Source organism: Sphingobium sp., assembly GCF_048594625.1.
Classification (GTDB): Bacteria; Pseudomonadota; Alphaproteobacteria; order Sphingomonadales; family Sphingomonadaceae; genus Sphingobium.
On sequence record NZ_JBMDWL010000014.1, the window covers coordinates 1 to 16199 of the forward strand.

13 protein-coding genes are annotated in these 16199 nt (G+C 62.5%); 7 read left to right on the forward strand and 6 right to left on the reverse strand.

Annotated elements, in window-relative coordinates; all coding sequences use genetic code 11:
- On the forward strand, nt 1-256 hold a 256-nt coding region (locus tag ACOJSJ_RS01405), incomplete at its 5' end, for a hypothetical protein (RefSeq protein ID WP_420143198.1).
- A 64-nt stretch (nt 257-320) separates the two neighbouring features.
- Nucleotides 321-1340, forward strand: coding sequence for a fatty acid desaturase family protein (locus ACOJSJ_RS01410; RefSeq protein WP_420143199.1), 1020 nt, complete (start codon nt 321-323; stop codon nt 1338-1340).
- Between the two features lie 11 nt (nt 1341-1351).
- Here the strand turns inward: ACOJSJ_RS01410 and ACOJSJ_RS01415 are convergent, their stop codons facing one another.
- From ACOJSJ_RS01415 to ACOJSJ_RS01425, 3 genes are all read right to left on the reverse strand, one after another.
- A complete protein-coding gene (locus tag ACOJSJ_RS01415) occupies nt 1352-1786 on the reverse strand; it encodes a YybH family protein (RefSeq protein WP_420143209.1) in 435 nt (144 codons plus the stop codon).
- A gap of 37 nt (nt 1787-1823) precedes the next feature.
- Nucleotides 1824-3617: a DUF885 domain-containing protein gene (locus ACOJSJ_RS01420; protein ID WP_420143200.1), complete on the reverse strand. Its 1794-nt coding sequence runs from the start codon at nt 3615-3617 to the stop codon at nt 1824-1826.
- 84 nt (nt 3618-3701) lie between these two features.
- Complete coding sequence (locus tag ACOJSJ_RS01425) at nt 3702-6107, reverse strand: beta-L-arabinofuranosidase domain-containing protein (protein WP_420143201.1); 2406 nt, start codon at nt 6105-6107, stop codon at nt 3702-3704.
- 118 nt (nt 6108-6225) lie between these two features.
- On the opposite strand from ACOJSJ_RS01425, the gene ACOJSJ_RS01430 reads away from it, so the two are divergent.
- Nucleotides 6226-7242, forward strand: a complete 1017-nt coding sequence (locus tag ACOJSJ_RS01430; protein WP_420143202.1) for an Ldh family oxidoreductase — start codon at nt 6226-6228, stop codon at nt 7240-7242.
- Between the two features lie 32 nt (nt 7243-7274).
- On the opposite strand, the gene ACOJSJ_RS01435 is transcribed toward ACOJSJ_RS01430, so the two are convergent.
- Complete coding sequence (locus ACOJSJ_RS01435; protein WP_420143203.1) at nt 7275-8480, reverse strand: M24 family metallopeptidase; 1206 nt, start codon at nt 8478-8480, stop codon at nt 7275-7277.
- A 4-nt stretch (nt 8481-8484) separates the two neighbouring features.
- A complete protein-coding gene (locus ACOJSJ_RS01440; RefSeq protein ID WP_420143204.1) occupies nt 8485-9735 on the reverse strand; it encodes an NAD(P)/FAD-dependent oxidoreductase in 1251 nt (416 codons plus the stop codon).
- Between the two features lie 84 nt (nt 9736-9819).
- On the opposite strand from ACOJSJ_RS01440, the gene ACOJSJ_RS01445 reads away from it, so the two are divergent.
- The 4 genes from ACOJSJ_RS01445 (at nt 9820) to ACOJSJ_RS01460 (ending at nt 13961) form a co-directional block, all read left to right on the forward strand.
- The gene (locus ACOJSJ_RS01445) at nt 9820-10719 is read left to right on the forward strand and encodes a dihydrodipicolinate synthase family protein (RefSeq protein ID WP_420143205.1); all 900 of its coding nucleotides are present in this window, start codon (nt 9820-9822) and stop codon (nt 10717-10719) included.
- A 2-nt stretch (nt 10720-10721) separates the two neighbouring features.
- Nucleotides 10722-11729 (forward strand): 4-hydroxyproline epimerase, encoded by a 1008-nt coding sequence (locus tag ACOJSJ_RS01450; RefSeq protein WP_420143210.1) that lies wholly within the window; start codon nt 10722-10724, stop codon nt 11727-11729.
- A gap of 82 nt (nt 11730-11811) precedes the next feature.
- Nucleotides 11812-12462, forward strand: coding sequence for a GntR family transcriptional regulator (locus ACOJSJ_RS01455; RefSeq protein WP_420143206.1), 651 nt, complete (start codon nt 11812-11814; stop codon nt 12460-12462).
- A 53-nt stretch (nt 12463-12515) separates the two neighbouring features.
- Nucleotides 12516-13961 (forward strand): amino acid permease, encoded by a 1446-nt coding sequence (locus tag ACOJSJ_RS01460; RefSeq protein WP_420143207.1) that lies wholly within the window; start codon nt 12516-12518, stop codon nt 13959-13961.
- Nucleotides 13962-14370: 409 nt separating this feature from the next.
- Here the strand turns inward: ACOJSJ_RS01460 and ACOJSJ_RS01465 are convergent, their stop codons facing one another.
- Nucleotides 14371-16023 carry an amidohydrolase family protein gene (locus tag ACOJSJ_RS01465; RefSeq protein ID WP_420143208.1) on the reverse strand — a complete coding sequence of 551 codons (1653 nt, stop codon included), beginning with the start codon at nt 16021-16023 and terminating at the stop codon, nt 14371-14373.
- Nucleotides 16024-16199 lie beyond the last annotated feature (176 nt).

The following is a 16199-nucleotide window of genomic DNA, read 5'->3' on the forward strand; positions in this document are numbered from 1 at the left end:
AAAAGCCCCGGTAGAAATACCGGGGCTTTTTGCGTCCGATCAACACCAAATCACAGACAAAAATACCGCGCCCGACGCCGCAAACCCAAATCGCCAGTCCCAGCAATACCCCGCAACCCAAAAATCAGCGCGCCAACATAATTTGAGGTTTTGTCCGGTCGTCGACTTTTCAGTTACTGACGCCGGAAAAATCGCGCCGCGTCTTGGTGTGGGAACGGGCTTGCGCACTGTAGCCTGCACCGCTTGTCGCCTCTAGCTTGACGCTATATGGCGTGGACCATATCTCTGCCATAGAGCTCGACAGTCGGAGAACCCCCTGCATGACAGACATGGCCGTAGAGCGCGCGCCCGGTTATCGTTATTCGCGACGCGGCTTGCTGCCTTTGATTCGGCAATTGTCCGTGGTCGATAATCGTCGCAATGCCATGCTGCTGACTCTGCAATGGGTCATTATCATTGCTTCTGTCACAATCGCGATCCGGATCAACTCCGTCCCTGTCTATCTGTTGGCTGGATTCACAATAGGTACGCGAATTCAATGTCTTGCGGTGATGATGCATGATGCGTGTCATGGGCTGTTGTTCAGCAACCGCCGCATCAACGATCTGGTTGGCGATTTCTTCGTATCCTATCCGCTGATGATGAGCGTTCACCTTTATCGCGCAAATCATATGGTACATCATCGCTATACCAATACGATGCGGGATTATGATTATCGGGTGCAACGCAAAGATCCAGACCAGCATTTCCCGAAATCACCGGCAGGCATGATGCGGTTATTGGCCCGCAGCATATTGGGTCTAAACTATTATCGGATTGCCCGCGCGGGTCGCATATGGGCGCCCATCGCCAATTTTCATAATCCCGGTCGGTTCGGTTTCGATTATCGTTTGGGTTTGCGGTTGCGATATGTGGTGTGGGCCATACTGGTTTATGGCCTGATCCTATGGTCGCCTTGGCGCTGGCAGATACTCGGCCTTTTCATGATTCCGCTTCTCGTCTGGGCGAATGTATTCAACCGGATACGGGCAACGGCCGAACATAACGGCGTCGCCGACGAGCAGGAACTCAATGGCACGCGCACCGTCATTCCTACATGGCTCGATCGCTTTCTCATCGCGCCGTTCAATGTCAGCTATCATCTGGAACATCATCTGTTCCCTTCGGTGCCGTGGCATAATTTGCGGCGGTTGCACGTGCATCTGATGAATGATCCCGACTATGCTGCCAATGCGCATGTGACACGGGGATATTGGGGAGTCGTCAAGGAGTTGACGTCATCACCGGGGTCATCGCCTGATGACAACGCACATGTTCTGCGTTCCGAGCTGAAACTCTGATATCGCAGAGGTCAGGACTGGCAATAAGGCGGATTATTCGCATCGGGTTCGAATGCGGACACATGGTTCAGGGCGATGAGCCAGCGTCCTTTCACCTTTCGCATCAGCCGGGTGTTGATACCCGATTGACCTGGCTTTGCGGCCAGATGGAAACGGCTGATCAATTGCGCTACATCTGGACCGAGTATTTCGATCCGGATGTCGCAGAAATGTAATTGGCCGCGGCTTTCCGAAGATGCGCCATAGTCCGCGACATAATGGTCCAAAGTGCCCTGCCAGTCTCGCTGAAAGCGACCCCGCGACACGAACACGATGTCAGGATTGCGAAAGCCGGCCATATAGCCGCGAAAGTCACCCCGGTTCCAAGCGGCCTCCATGTCGGCGATAACCTGTCGGATTGCGGCTTTGTCCTTCGTTTCCGATGCCTGAACCGGCGTGGCATTCATAGCGAATGCCACGCCGATCAACGACAGAAATAGCGGGTTATTGCGCAACACCGCTCGCAGCCTTCGCTTTTTCCGCCTGAATGAACGCATCCAGTTCCGCCTCCATCACCGGCAGCGGTACCGACCCCATGGTCAGCAGCGTGTCGTGGAACGGTCGCTGGTCGAATTTGTCGCCCAGCTCGATTTCAGCCTTGGTCCGCATCTTGCGGATCGACAATTCGCCGAGCTTATAGGCCAGCGCCTGCGCGGGCCATGCGATATAGCGGTCTACTTCGTTCCTGATGTCCAGCTGCGCCAGCGCAGTATGGCTTGCCATATAGTCGATCGCCTTCTGGCGGCTCCACCCCATGGAGTGCATACCGGTATCGATCACCAGTCGCACCGCGCGCCACATCTCGAACGTCTCGCGGCCGAACTCCTCATAGGGCGTCTCATACATGCCGAGCTTCGTCCCCAGCCATTCGGTGTACAACCCCCAGCCTTCGCCATAGCCGGAAAAATAGGTCTGCCCGCGGAAGGCAGGCCGGTTCGGCGCCTCCAGCGCATAGGCCGCCTGGAAGCTGTGACCCGGATTGCATTCATGCAGCGTCAGCGCCGTCAGATTATAAAGCGGCCGGGACGGCAGATCATATGTGTTCATCAGGCAGGAATCCAGACCCCCGCGACCAGAGGTATAGATAGGCGCAATCTCGTCCGGCACCGGCAGAATGGTGAAGCGGTAACGCGGCAGATGGTTGAACGTGTCCTTCAACCGCCCGTCCATCTTCTTGGTCACATAGGCGGAATAGGACAGCAATTCGCGCGGCGTCTTGGCGTAGAATTGCGGGTCGGTGCGCATGAATTCCAGAAACGCGGAAAAGCTGCCCTGGAATTTCGCGTCGGCCATCGTCTTCTTCATGTCGGAGTCGATGCGCGCGACTTCTTTCAAGCCGATCTCGTGGATCTGCTGTGGCGTCAGGTCCAGCGTCGTATATTCGCGGATCTGGTCCTGATAGAAGGCCTTGCCGTCGGGCAGCGAATAAGCGTCGATCGTCTTGCGCGCCTTGGGCATATATTCGCCGCGCATGAAGCTAAGCAATTTGGTGTAGGCGGGCGCGATGGCGTCGTGGATCAACGCCAGCGCCTCGGCCTGCATCGCCTGCCGCTGCGCTGCCGGGATGCTCTCAGGCATGGCCGCGAACGCCTTATAGAAAGGGCTGTTCGTGTCCGCCGCCAGAAACGGCTCGATCGTCTTGTCGCGCCCTTCGATCGACACGCGCGGCACGGTGTAACCGCGCTTCAGACCCGCCTGCATGTTCGCAATCTGCTCATCGAAGTAGCGCGGAATATCCTTCATCCGGCCAAGGTAACGGCGATAATTGTCGAGCGTGGAGAATGGCGTGCGCGGGTTGAGGCCGGTCCAGAAAAACGTGTCGCTGTTGAACGGCGCTTCATAGGTCTTGTATTTGATCTTGGTGGCGTTTTCCCACACCGACTGTCTGAACACCGCCTTGTTGATCATTTCCTCATGCGACAATTGCGCATCGGGAATCTGTTCCAGCTGCTTCAATATGTCGGTCCAATAGGCATAGCGGCGCTGATAGGTTGCGGGCGTCACGCTGGGCAGGTGATCGTCCGCACCACCCTCGGTCCGGCCGCCGCCGGGCAGACGGGCAAATTCCTTCTGCCGCCATGTCCATTCCGCGTCATACAGCGCCTTCAGCTTCAGGTCGGCGGCGGTGGGCTGAGCGGCGGCAGTCGTTGTCGCGGCCGGTTCAGCTTGCGCCAGCGCGGCAGGGGCAGCGCCCGCGAGCGCGATGGCGATCAAGGATGCGGCATGGGGCAGTTTCATGATTGTCTATCTTCCCTGTTCGGCGACGCGACCACGCGCCCCTCCTTTTCTGTAAAGTATACGATATACCTTGAACCGGTCGGGTCAAGCCCGCCCGTTGGTGGGCGGAGTGAATATGCGCGCGCCGAATATCGGCCCCGCGCGCGTCATGCCCGGCGACGGCTGGACGCGCACCGTCACGTCACTCTTCCCCCGCGTCAGTGCTTCGGGAATGGGATAGGTCACATCGAAAAATTCGCCAGGCCTGTCCGCGTCAAGCCTCTGCGTCGCGATCTTCTGCCCGTCGACCAATATATCGAACAGGCGATTGCGTTCTTCGCCCCAATAGGTCGCCTGCAATATCAGCGGTCCCGGCTTCACCTTCATGCGGAACTGGAAATGGCCGTCCGTCCGCGCATCGCGCCCATGCCGCCCGCGATAGGTGGTGGTGTAGGACAGCTTCGCCTCCAACCCATGGTCGCGTTCGGGTTGCATCTCGCCCAGATGCATGATGTCCACAGACCGCTGCTCCAGATCGCGCAGCCGCGCCTGCTCGACGGCGAATGCCTTCTGCTCGACCGCCCATTCATCCTGCGTGAAGCGCTGGAAATAGACCGCCGTGCGCCGGTCGCGCTGCTGGAAGAAGGGCGCGAAGGCGAGGTCAACGGGCTTGCCCACGCCGCTGGTGCGATATGCCGGGAAGGCAGCCGGGGTGGGCGCGAAACCTTGCGTCACATCGGCCGCGACCAGTGCCGGGGCAGGGCCGTCGAACGGTTGGTCTGACGGCCCCAGGTCCGCCGCCATCACCACCGGCCCATGCAGCAATGCGATGGTGCGCGGATCGTCCGGCGTCGCCTCCACCCGCAGCGCCATGGGCAGGTCCAGCGTCACGCTGTCCCCCGCCTTCCACTTGCGATCGATCAGCGCATAGCCCTCCGCAATGCGCACATCGGGCATCGCCGCGCCATTCACCGCGACCCGCGCGCCCTGCGACCAGCCCGGAATCCGCAGCGCCAGCGTGAACCGCCCGCTACGCGCCAACACCGGCAGCGATATCCCGACCTTACCGTCGAACGGATAGCCCGTCTCGATCCGCAGCTTCGCGCCCCGCGCCGCCCAGTCGGCAACGCTCGGAATATAGAGGTTCGCGATCAGCATGTCGGCGGGCCGCTCGGCATCCTCCCACCAGATGGATTCGCCATGCTTGGCATGGCTTTCCATCCCGCTGCCGACGCAGCACCAGAAATGGTCGAAGGGCTTCGACCACACCCGGTGCGACCCGGACATTAGCGGCACCATATAGGCGAACATGCCCGTCGCCGGATTCTGGTGCGCCAATATGTGATTGATATGCGCCCGCTCATAATAGTCGAACAGCCGCGCCTCCGGCTTCCACGCATAGAGATGCCGGGTCAGCTTCAACATGTTGTAACTGTTGCAGCTTTCGCATGTCTGCTCGGTTATATGTTTGGAAATGGTGCCCGGCGCGGGGAAATATTCGCGATCCGCATTGCCGCCGATGACATAGCTATACTGGTTGACCACCGTCTCCCAGAAGAAGTTGGCAGCGATCGCGTCGGCGGCATTGCCGGTAATCTCATGCAGCCGCGCCAGCCCGATCAGCTTGGGAATCTGCGTGTTCGCGTGAATCCATGGCAGGCTGTTTTGTCGCTCCGCCAGCGGGTCCAGCACCTTGCGATGCCGCAACCGCTGCGCCAGCTTCAGCCAGCGCGGATCGCCGGTACGGGCATGGAGTTCGGCGAAACTTTCATTGATGCCACCATGTTCGCAATCCAGCACCTGCTGCACCTGCGCGTCGTCCAGCTTCGCGAACACCCCGTCGATATAGGTGGCCAGCGCCAGCGCCACGCCGCGCGCCTGCCGATTGCCAAGATGCGTCTCCGCGTCGAACAGCCCCGCAAACAGCTTATGCCAGTTATAGAAAGGCACCCAGCAGCCATTGAGGTCGAACCCGGCAGAACGAATGTCCCCGCGCATGATTTCGGGGAAGATCAGCTTCCCGTCCTCGATCACATCGTCGCGCCGCCGCGTGAAGCCCGCGACATAGCCATCCCCGGCGGCGGCCTGACAGGCGGCCAGTTCTTCGATGATATAGCTCGCCCGCCGCGCACATTCCGCGTCTCCGGTCTGCGCATGCATCAGCGCCAGCGCGGTCAGATAATGGCCCAGCGTATGGCCCGCGATGGTGTCATTCTCCCACCCGCCATAGATCGCGCCCTTGGGGGGAAGGTCCGCATGTTTGCGAAAATTATGCAGCAGCCGGTTCGGCTCCAGTCGCAACAGATAGCCGCGATTCCCTTCCACAGCATCGGCGAAGGGCGACGGCAGCAACCGGGTCGCCTGCAACGGCAAGGCCCGGGCCGACTTGGGCAGCGCACCGCCTGTTACGCGGGCGCTCGCCGCCAATCCTTCCCAGGCGGGCACGGTGATGGCGGCGGTGGCGGCCAGCAGCATGGCCCTGCGATTGAGGGTCATGGGACGGTGCGGCATGTCAGGCTCCCGACTTGTCTAAATTTCGTTATACCGTATACGATATGACCATATTGCTTTGGGATCAAGACGGAGGACGCATGTCTATCTTCATCAACATGGCGCAGGCAACCCACCGATGAGCGCCACGGATACGGTGACCCTGACGCTGGCGCAGGTCGAAGAGCTGTGTCACTCGGTGTTGCGCCGCCACGGTCTGGGCGAAGCGCATATCGCCCCGGTCACCGCGACGATCATTGCGGGGGAACGCGACGAATGCGCCTCGCACGGCGTCTATCGCCTGCTCAACTGCGTCCATACGTTGAAGAGCGGGAAGGTGGTTCCCGACGCCGTGCCGGTGGTCGATCATATGTCCATGTCGCTGTTGCGCGTCGATGCGGCGGGCGGCTTTGCGCAACTCGCCTTCGCCACCGGCCTGCCGCATCTGGTGGAAAAGGCGCAGGCGACCGGCATCGCCGCCATGGGCATCAACCGATGCGTCCATTTCGCCGCGCTCTGGCCGGAAATCGAGGCGCTGACCGGCCGGGGCCTCGTCGCCTTCGCCTGCACCCCCAGCCACGCCTGGGTCGCACCAGCGGGCGGCACATCGCCGCTGTTCGGCACCAACCCCATCGCCTTTGGCTGGCCACGCCCCGATGGCGATCCCTTCGTTTTCGACTTCGCGACCAGCGCCGTGGCGCGGGGGGAGATCGAACTGCACCGCCGCGCAGGCAAGCCCATTCCGCTCGGCTGGACCATCGACGCGCAGGGCAACCCGACCACCGATGCGGAGGCTGGCCTCGCCGGCGCGCTGCTCACCTTTGGCGGGCATAAGGGGTCGGCGCTGTCGGCGATGGTCGAACTGATCGCGGGGCCGCTGATCGGGGACATGACCAGCGCCGAATCGCTGGCGCATGACGATGGCGCGAAGGCGTCACCCTATGGCGGCGAACTCATCATTGCCATCGATCCGATCGGTTTTCTGGGCGGCGCAGCGGCCGAGCATGTGCAGCGCGCCGAAAGCCTGTTCGACGGCATTACGGGGCAGGGCGCGCGCCTGCCGTCACGGCGCCGCTTCGCTGCGCGCCGCCGCACCCCTGAAGCCGGATGCCGCATCCCCCGCACGCTTTATGAGGAACTGGCGGCGCTCGCATAAATGCCGCCAGCGCCGGTCAGGCCAGCCAAGGATCAGGCGAAGGGCCGGTCGATCGCGACGGAAGGCGGCGTGAACCAAGCCGCCCCCGTTTCGGTGACGTAAAAATGATCCTCCAGCCGTACGCCGAACCGATCGGGCACGACGATCATCGGCTCGTTGGAAAAGCACATACCTGGTTCCAGCGGGGTCATGTCGCCGCGCACCAGATAGGGCGCTTCATGGATCGACAGACCGATGCCATGGCCGGTACGGTGGGGCAGGCCGGGGAGGCTGTAATCCGGGCCTAACCCCGCCCCCTCCAGCACCCGCCGCGCCGCCGCGTCGATCGCGCCGCACGGCACGCCCGGCTTTACCGCGTCGAACGCCGCCTGCTGCGCCTCCTTCTCCAGCGCCCAGATGCGCCGTTGTTCCGGGTCGGCTTCGCCATAGACATAGGATCTTGTGATGTCGGAATGGTATCCACCTATGGTGCATCCGGTATCGATCAGCACCATATCGCCCTCGGCCAGCACGCTTTCTCCCGGCAGCCCGTGGGGATAGGCGGTGGAACGGCCGAACTGTACGATGCAGAAACTGCTGCCCGATGCGCCCAGCGCCCGGTGCGCGGCTTCGATAAAGCGGCGCACTTGCGTTGCGGTGATGCCGGGGTGCAAGATGCGCGCCGCGCGGCGATGCACTTCCAGCGTCATCGATTTGGCCTGCTGCATCAACGCCAGTTCGGCGGCCGACTTTCGCGTGCGGCACCCGTCGATCACCGCCGACGCCGCGACCAGCGCAACATCGGGCGCAGCCTGCCGGATACGCTCGACAAAGACGAATGCCATTGCCGGATCGATCCCCAGCCGCCGAACGCCCAGCGCCTGCAAGGCATCGGCGACCAGCGCCGAAGGACTTTCATCCTCCTCCCACAAGCGCAGGTCGCCCGCCTCGATCTTCAGGTCCGCCTCCAGCGACCCGCGCTCGAAGCGGGGGCAAATCAGGATCGGCTTGCCCACGGCCGGCAGCAACATCGCCACCAGCCGCTCGCTCGCCCCCCATGGTACCCCAGCGAAATAGGCAAGGCTGGTCCCCGCATCGATCAGCAGCGCGTCCAGCCCCTCCTGCGCCATCAGGCTGCGCGCTTTGGCAATGCGGGCCTGATATTCGGCGGCGGTGATGGCGGGCGCGCGGTCGGTCCAGGGCTTCAGCCCGGCCAGTTCGGTTGCGGCGTCCGATCCGCCAATCTGCTGTTGTGTCATGTCTTTATCCTTCGAAACGGCGGAGCGAAAAGGGCGTGATATCGACTGGCAACGCGCTGTTGGTGGCGATCGCCGCGATGATCTCCCCGGTCAGCGGTCCCAATGTCAGCCCCAGATGCTGATGCCCGAATGCATAGAGCAGGTTCGCCGCTCGGTCACTCCGTCCGATGGCGGGCAGATAGTCGGGCAAAGTGGGGCGGGCGCCGATCCATGGTTTCGCGTCGCCATCGATCGGCAGGCCCAGCGCCGCGCTATGCTGTCGCAGCCGCTTCCATTTGCGCGGGTCGGGGGGGGAAGCAAGGCTTGAAAACTCCACGAAACTCGCGGCGCGTATCCCACTTTCGAAGCGGGTGACGATCATCGAACGATCCTCGAACACCACAGGCGGCATATCCATCGGCCAGTCTGTTGGTGCCTTGGGAGTCTGCACATGATAGCCGCGTTCCGCGATGATCGGCACCTTGTGCCCCAGCGGCTCCATCAGCGCATCGGACGCCGCGCCCGTCGCCACGACGATATGGTCCGCCGCCATCCGCCGCCCGTCGCCCAGCAGGACAAAAGCCTGCCCGTCGACCAGTGGCAGGGCGGTCACATCCCCTTGCATCACCGTGCCGCCCGCCGCCATGAAGGCCGCTTGCAGGTCCGCTGCCAGACGGCTGGGATCGGCGATCCGTCCGCTCCCCTCGCACCGAATCGCCCCGCCGATCGGATGGCGGAACAGCGTTTCCAGCCGCGCCAGTTCCTCTGCCGTCGCATCGCTGAACCGCGCCGTACCGCAATCGCCCTCCATCCACGCCGCGCGTCCGGCCCGCGCCGTGGCGGCGCTTTCCCACACGATGAAGTGTCCGTCTTCGATCAGCAGCGCGTCGCCTGCACAGGCCGCATCCATCCGCCGCCATGCCGGCATCGCCTGCGCCAGCAACGCACGCAACGCATCGCGCCCCGCCGCAAAGCGCCCCGGCCGCGCCGCGCCCAGCAGCCGCAGCGAAAAAGGCAGCCACCGCCCAATGTCCCGCAATGGCAGCCCCAGCGCACCGCCGCGCCAGAACAGCCTCCGGGGAAAGCTGCGCACCGTCTCCATGGAGGCAAGAGGGTCGATCTGCTCCACCGCAATATGGCCAGCATTGCCCCATGACGCGCCACGCAAAGGATGGTCGCGCTCGATCAGCAGAACGGAAATCCCGCGCTCTTGCAGGCGGATGGCGCAGGACAGGCCGACGATGCCGCCGCCGATGATAATGGCTTGTTGGGTCAATTGATTTCTTTTCACTTGGCGTTCACGATTAGATACCGTATACGATCCTCACTTTCAACGGAGGCTTATGTGAATTCGTCAAAATTGACGTGGCGTGGTGTCTATCCCGCCGCAACCACCCAATTCACCCCTGGTCTGGATGTCGATATTGCGGCGACCCAGGGGGTTCTGGACGCTCTGGTCAAGGATGGCGTCGACGGCCTCATCATCGCTGGCACCTGCGGCGAAAACAACTCGCTGGAACCGGAAGAAAAGCGCGCCATCGTCAAGGCTGCGGTTGAAGTCGTGGACGGCCGCGTGCCCATTCTGGTCGGCGTGTCGGAACTCACCACGCGCCGCGCCGTCAATTTCGCGCAGGACGCTGAAAAGCTGGGCGTCGATGGCCTGATGGTGCTCCCCGCCATGGTCTATGTGCCGACCGTGGGCGAACTCTGCACCCATTTCGAAACGGTGGCGCGGGCGACCTCGCTCCCGATCATGCTCTACAACAACCCGCCTGCCTATCGCGTGAATATCGGCATCGAAGCGCTCACCCGCCTTGCCGACACGCCGAACATTGTCGCGGTCAAGGAAAGCGCGCCCGATCCGCGTCGCTTCACCGACCTCATCAACGCCTTTGGCGACCGCTACATCCTGATGGCGGGTCTGGACGATGTCGCGTTCGAAGGTCTGATGCTGGGCGCCCATGGCTGGATTTCGGGCCTGACCAGCGCATTCCCGCGCGAATCGGTGGCGCTGGTCGCCGCGATCAACCGGGGCGATCTGGAAGAAGCGCTGCGCATCTATCGCTGGTTCATGCCGCTACTGCACCTCGACGCCGACCATGATCTGGTCCAGTCGATCAAGCTGGCCGAAGCCATCATGGGTCGCGGCACCGAACATGTGCGCCTTCCGCGTATGCCGCTGGAAGGACAGCGTCGCGCCGACGTGATCCGCTGGGTCGAACAGTGCGCCGCGACGCAGCCGAGCCTGGCGACGGCCTGATGATGGACGCGGTGCGCCACACATTCTTTTGTATAGATGGCCATACGGCGGGCAATCCCGTCCGTCTGGTCGCGGGCGGCGCGCCGCTGCTGAAGGGGAAGTCCATGGCGCAGCGCCGCCTGGACTTTCTCGACCGCTTCGACTGGATACGCACCAGTCTTTGCTTCGAACCGCGCGGTCACGACATGATGTCGGGCGGCTTTCTCTATCCGCCGACGCGCGACGATGCCGATATCGGGATCCTCTTCATCGAAACCAGCGGATGCCTGCCCATGTGCGGCCATGGCACGATCGGCATGGTGACGTTCGGCCTTGAAAATGGCCTCATCCAGCCCGCTATGCCGGGCAGGCTGCGGGTCGAAGTGCCTGCGGGCGTCATCGACATCGTCTATGCGACGCAGGGCAAGCGCGTCACATCGGTCAAGATTCGCAACGTCCCCGCCTATCTGGCGGCGGAAGGGATTGAAATCGATGTACCGGGCTTCGGCCCGCTCAGCATCGATGTGTCCTATGGCGGCAATTATTACGCCATCGTCGAACCGCAGGGCGCCTATACCGGTCTCGACGACCTTGGCGCGTTGCGCATTGTGGAACTCAGCCGCACGATCCGCGAACTGGTGCGGGAGAAATATCAACCCGTCCACCCGCTGGAACCCAGCATCAAAGGCGTCAGCCATGTCCTGTGGGCGGACAAGCCCAAGGGCGATGGCGCCGATGGCCGCAACGCCGTCTTCTACGGCGAACGCGCCATCGACCGCAGCCCCTGCGGCACCGGCACATCTGCGCGACTGGCGCATCTGGCGGCAAAGGGTCTGCTGAAGGTCGGTGACCGCTTCGTCCATGAAAGCTATATTTGCAGCCGCTTCATCGGCCGGGTCGAGGAAGACACGATGATCGGCGATCGACAAGCGATCATCCCCTCGATCGAGGGATCGGCCATCGCCACCGGATTCAACACCATCTGGGTGGATCGCGACGATCCATTCTGGGCCGGGTTCACGGTGGTATGACGCATAAACCCAGCGGTTCGGCGGGATCGTCCATCATATACGAAGTTGTATTCCGCCTTCCGCTGTGCGTTATGATTGTGTCATGAGCCTCATCATCCGAAATCTGTCCGACCAGCTGGTCGATCTCGTCCGCGAACGCATCTTGTCCGGTCGTGTACCCGCCGATGGTCCCATCCGGCAGGATGCGCTGGCCGCCGAACTGGGGATCAGCAAAATCCCGTTGCGGGAGGCATTGGCGCGACTGGAACAGGAAGGGTTGCTGAAATCGCAGGCCAATCGTGGCTTCTTCGTTCGCAGCCTCAACAGTGTGGAGGCGCATGAAGTTTACGAACTGCGCCTGAAGCTGGAGCCGGACGTGATGGCGCTGGCCGCCGAACGGGCAGAGGCGGCGGACCATGACATCGCGGTCAAGACGCTCGACACCCTCTATCAGGTGACGGACAAGCATGGCGAGGGCGTGGGCGCCTTCAACCGCGCCTTCCACATGGCACTGCTGCGCCCCAGCGCGCAGCCCCTGTCGGTCAATATTCTCGAACGGCTCCATATCCTGTCGGAACGCTATGTCCGTAAGCATCTGGAGCCGCTGGGTCGCGACGACCGGGCGAATGATGAGCATCGCGAGATGCTGGACGCCTGGCTGGCCCGCGACGGCAAACTCATCCGCGAACTGACGGTCGCACATATCCGTAAAACCATGGACGATCTCATGGTTCAGCTCGACGCCGACGACTGAACCGATCCCGTACAACCGGAACGTCCAGAAGAATAAAGGGAAGGAAATTTCGGTTGAGCACTGGATTTTGGGGACCGATCAAGCCGATCGGGGCCAGCCATCACGCGCAGCATCAGCAATTGCGCAAGACTTTGTCCTGGCCGCATCTGATTGCGCTGGGCGTGGGGGCCATCGTGGGCACCGGCATCTATACGCTGACCGGCGTGGGCGCGGATCGCGCCGGGCCTGCGGTCATTCTGGCCTTTGCCATTGCAGGCGCGGTCTGCGCCTGTGCGGCACTGGCCTATGCCGAACTGGCGACGCTGATCCCGACGGCGGGCAGCGCCTATACCTATACCTATTCGGTCCTGGGTGAAACGCTGGCCTGGGTCGTGGGGTGGAGCCTGATCCTGGAATATTCACTGGCGTGCAGCACCGTCGCGGTCGGCTGGTCGGGCTATCTGGTCGGCTGGATACAGCAGGCGGGGATTACATTGCCGCCCATGCTGCTCGCCGGGCCGCATGGCGGTGGCATCGTCAATCTACCCGCCGTGCTGGTGGCGCTCGGCATCGCAGGCATGCTGATCGCGGGCACGCGCGAAAGCGCGACGCTCAATATCGTGCTGGTGATCATCAAACTGACCGCGCTCAGCGCGTTCGTTGCGCTGGCCTTGCCCGCCTTTCAGGCGGATAATCTTCAGCCCTTCATGCCCTATGGCTTTGCCAGCCATGTCGAAGGCGGTATGACGCGCGGCGTGATGGCCGCCGCCGCCATCGTGTTCTTCGCCTTCTACGGGTTCGACGCGGTGGCGACTTCGGCGGAAGAAGCGCGCAATCCGGGCCGCGACCTCACCATCGGCATCATCGGGTCGATGGCGGTCTGCACGCTCATCTATATGGCGGTCGCCGTCGCGGCGATCGGCGCGCTCGACTTCCGCGCGCTCGCCGGTTCGTCGGAGCCGCTGGCACTGGTGCTGCGCACGCTGGACCATCCGCTGGCCGCATGGCTGGTTGCGGGCGCTGCGCTGGTCGCGCTGCCGTCGGTCATCCTTGTGATGATGTATGGCCAGAGCCGCATCTTCTTCGTCATGGCGCGCGACGGCCTGTTGCCCCAATCGCTGAGCAAGGTGTCGCAAAAGACCGGATCGCCCGCGCGTATCACCGCCATCACCGGCGTGTTCGTTGCGGCGGTCGCTGGCTTCTTCCGCCTGGACGAGATCGCCGAACTCGCCAATGCAGGCACGCTGATCGCCTTCATCGCGGTTGCAGGGTGCATGATGGCGCTGCGCCGCAAGGCCCCGGAACTGCAGCGCGTCTTCCGTTGCCCGCAACCCTATCTGGTGGGGACACTGGCGATCGTTGGCTGCATCTATCTGCTGGTCAGCCTGCCGAACCAGACGCTGGTGCGGTTCGGGCTTTGGAACCTGGCCGGTCTGGCGCTCTATTTCGCCTATAGCCGGGGTCGCAGTCTGCTGCGCACTACGGGCCGGGCTGCGAGCGAGGACGGCATACCGGGATAAGGGCAACGTCCTTATCTGGAACGGGGGACCGGAGGAGCGATCTGCCGGTCCCTTTTTATGTCCCGGAAACAGGGAAGGATGGGGCTTCGACAGCGGTCGGACGGGGGAATGACCGACCCTTAACTTCACACATTTCCCGCTTATTCTGAAATTGCGTAACAAGAGTAGGAAATTTTATGTCCTTCCGCTGAACCGTGCCGTTGATCAGAAGATGGTATTGCAACGGGCAGATGTAGGACAGGCGGGCAAGGGCGGAACTGGTTTCCCGCCTGCGCGGGAACACCGAACACTCATAAAAAGGCACCCGTAACTGTCGCCGACAGGGGTCGGGCGACAGTTACGGGTGCCGGATCGACCGGGGCTGTGCCGACGCCTGAAAGGCCGCTTCACCCCTGCCGCTGCGGAAGCCTCATGGTAGCGTAGAGGCTTCCGCATTCTCGATAGTCATGATGCCGGGCTGCATACCCCGTTCGGCCTTTTGCCGGGCGACCATGTCGCGCACTTCGGCACGCAGCGCCTTTGCGTCATAGATGATGCCGTCCTTGATCGTGTAGTCGACGCCGCCGACCCGTTCCACCTTGCCTGTGGCATCGTTCAGTTTGATGGAGCCGGTGCCGAAAAGCAGCTTCGTATTGGCCAGCGGGTTGCCCCTGATCACCACCAGATCCGCCTTACGCCCGACGCGGATCGTGCCGATCTGATCCTCATGACCCAGCAGCCGCGCGCCTTCCTGCGTGGCGGCGTGGATGACCTCCAGCGGGCTGAACCCGGCCTCGCGCAGCAGCTCCATTTCCTGAATATAGCCAAAGCCATAGAGGTTGTAGATATAGCCGCTATCGCTGCCCACGGTGACGCGGCCGCCGCGGTTCTTGTAATCGTTCACGAACCGCATCCAGCGGCGATAATTGTCCTTCCACGCCATTTCATGTTCCGTGGTCCAGTCGAACCAGTAGGCGCCATGGTTGGTGCGGCTGGGGCGATAATAGTCCCACAGCGCGGGCATGGTATAATCGGCATGCCATTGCGCCCGGCTCATCCGCATGAAGTCGCGGCTGGTGAGGTAAGCGGTAAAGGTCGGGTCCAGCACGAAGCCGCGTTCCAGCAGCGTGTCCATCACCTTGTTCCACTGGTCCGATCCCGGATCGGCGGCCTGGGCCCACAGGCGCCCCGCTTCGCCAAAGCGCATCTGTTCGTCATTATTGATGAAGTCGGTGGGGAAGGACTGGATGCGCTTATCCGTGAACATGGCTTCGGGCAGACCATACCAATGTTCCATGCTTTCCAGCCCCGCGCCCGACGTGCCCAGCACATTGGCATAGGCGACCAGTTGCTGGGCATGGTGCATGGTGCTGTGCAGGCCCAGCTTCTTCGTTTCGTCGATGGCGGCGTAGAGCACATCCTCCGGCGCGCCGCCGATGAACTTGATGCCGTCCGCGCCGCGCCTTTTCGCTTCCTGAATGACGGCGCGGGCGGTGGCAGCATCGTTCACGGCCCCGCGGATCTGATGAAACATCGGGTAGATGTCGATGCGCGGCGCGACGATTTCGTTGCGGGCGCTGCGCGCCTTGATGTCCGCCAGCCATTCGATGGGATGGCCGCTGCCCAGATCGCGGACCGACGTGATGCCATGCGCCATCCAGAGCTTGAGGATATAGTCCGACGGCACTTTCTGCGCGTCGCTCAACGAATGAAGATGAACATGGGCGTCCACGAAGCCGGGCATGACATAGGCGCCGCTGAGGTCGATATCATGATCGCCCTTGGGCGGGCGGAGCGCCTCATTGATAGCGCCGGGCGCACCGATGGATTTGATTTCCGCGATGCGATCACCCGACAGGACGATGTCGACCGGACCCTGCGCCGGTGCGCCGGTGCCGTCGATCATGTAAACGCCGCGCAGAACCGTGCGGGCGAACGGGCCGACGCCCTGCGTGCGGGCAGGAATGGGATCGGCGATCTTCGCCATGGGCGTGGGGGACGAAGCGGGCGCGGCAAGCGCGGCAATTGGCGCGCTGGCGCTCATCAACAGCGCCGCAAGGGCGACAAGGGGACGGGTGGCCATGCGGCGCTCTCCTCCAGAGCATTCTGAAGTCGGCTGGAACAGCTGACGGTTCGCAGAATGCGGAAAATAAAAGATTATGTGGAAAAAGGGGGGCCCGGGGGGGCAAAAGCCCCCGCCCCCCCCACGTATTTGTTCAGAACATAAAGACAGCGCCCAACACAAAACCACCGCCCACC

Coding starts and splice junctions, on each gene's coding strand:
- ACOJSJ_RS01450 (WP_420143210.1), top strand. CDS start 10,722: ATGGACGCGGTGCGCCACACATTCTTTTGTATAGATGGCCATACGGCG.
- ACOJSJ_RS01435 (WP_420143203.1), bottom strand. CDS start 8,480: ATGACACAACAGCAGATTGGCGGATCGGACGCCGCAACCGAACTGGCC.
- ACOJSJ_RS01455 (WP_420143206.1), top strand. CDS start 11,812: ATGAGCCTCATCATCCGAAATCTGTCCGACCAGCTGGTCGATCTCGTC.
- ACOJSJ_RS01420 (WP_420143200.1), bottom strand. CDS start 3,617: ATGAAACTGCCCCATGCCGCATCCTTGATCGCCATCGCGCTCGCGGGC.
- ACOJSJ_RS01430 (WP_420143202.1), top strand. CDS start 6,226: ATGAGCGCCACGGATACGGTGACCCTGACGCTGGCGCAGGTCGAAGAG.
- ACOJSJ_RS01425 (WP_420143201.1), bottom strand. CDS start 6,107: ATGCCGCACCGTCCCATGACCCTCAATCGCAGGGCCATGCTGCTGGCC.
- ACOJSJ_RS01415 (WP_420143209.1), bottom strand. CDS start 1,786: ATGAATGCCACGCCGGTTCAGGCATCGGAAACGAAGGACAAAGCCGCA.
- ACOJSJ_RS01465 (WP_420143208.1), bottom strand. CDS start 16,023: ATGGCCACCCGTCCCCTTGTCGCCCTTGCGGCGCTGTTGATGAGCGCC.
- ACOJSJ_RS01410 (WP_420143199.1), top strand. CDS start 321: ATGACAGACATGGCCGTAGAGCGCGCGCCCGGTTATCGTTATTCGCGA.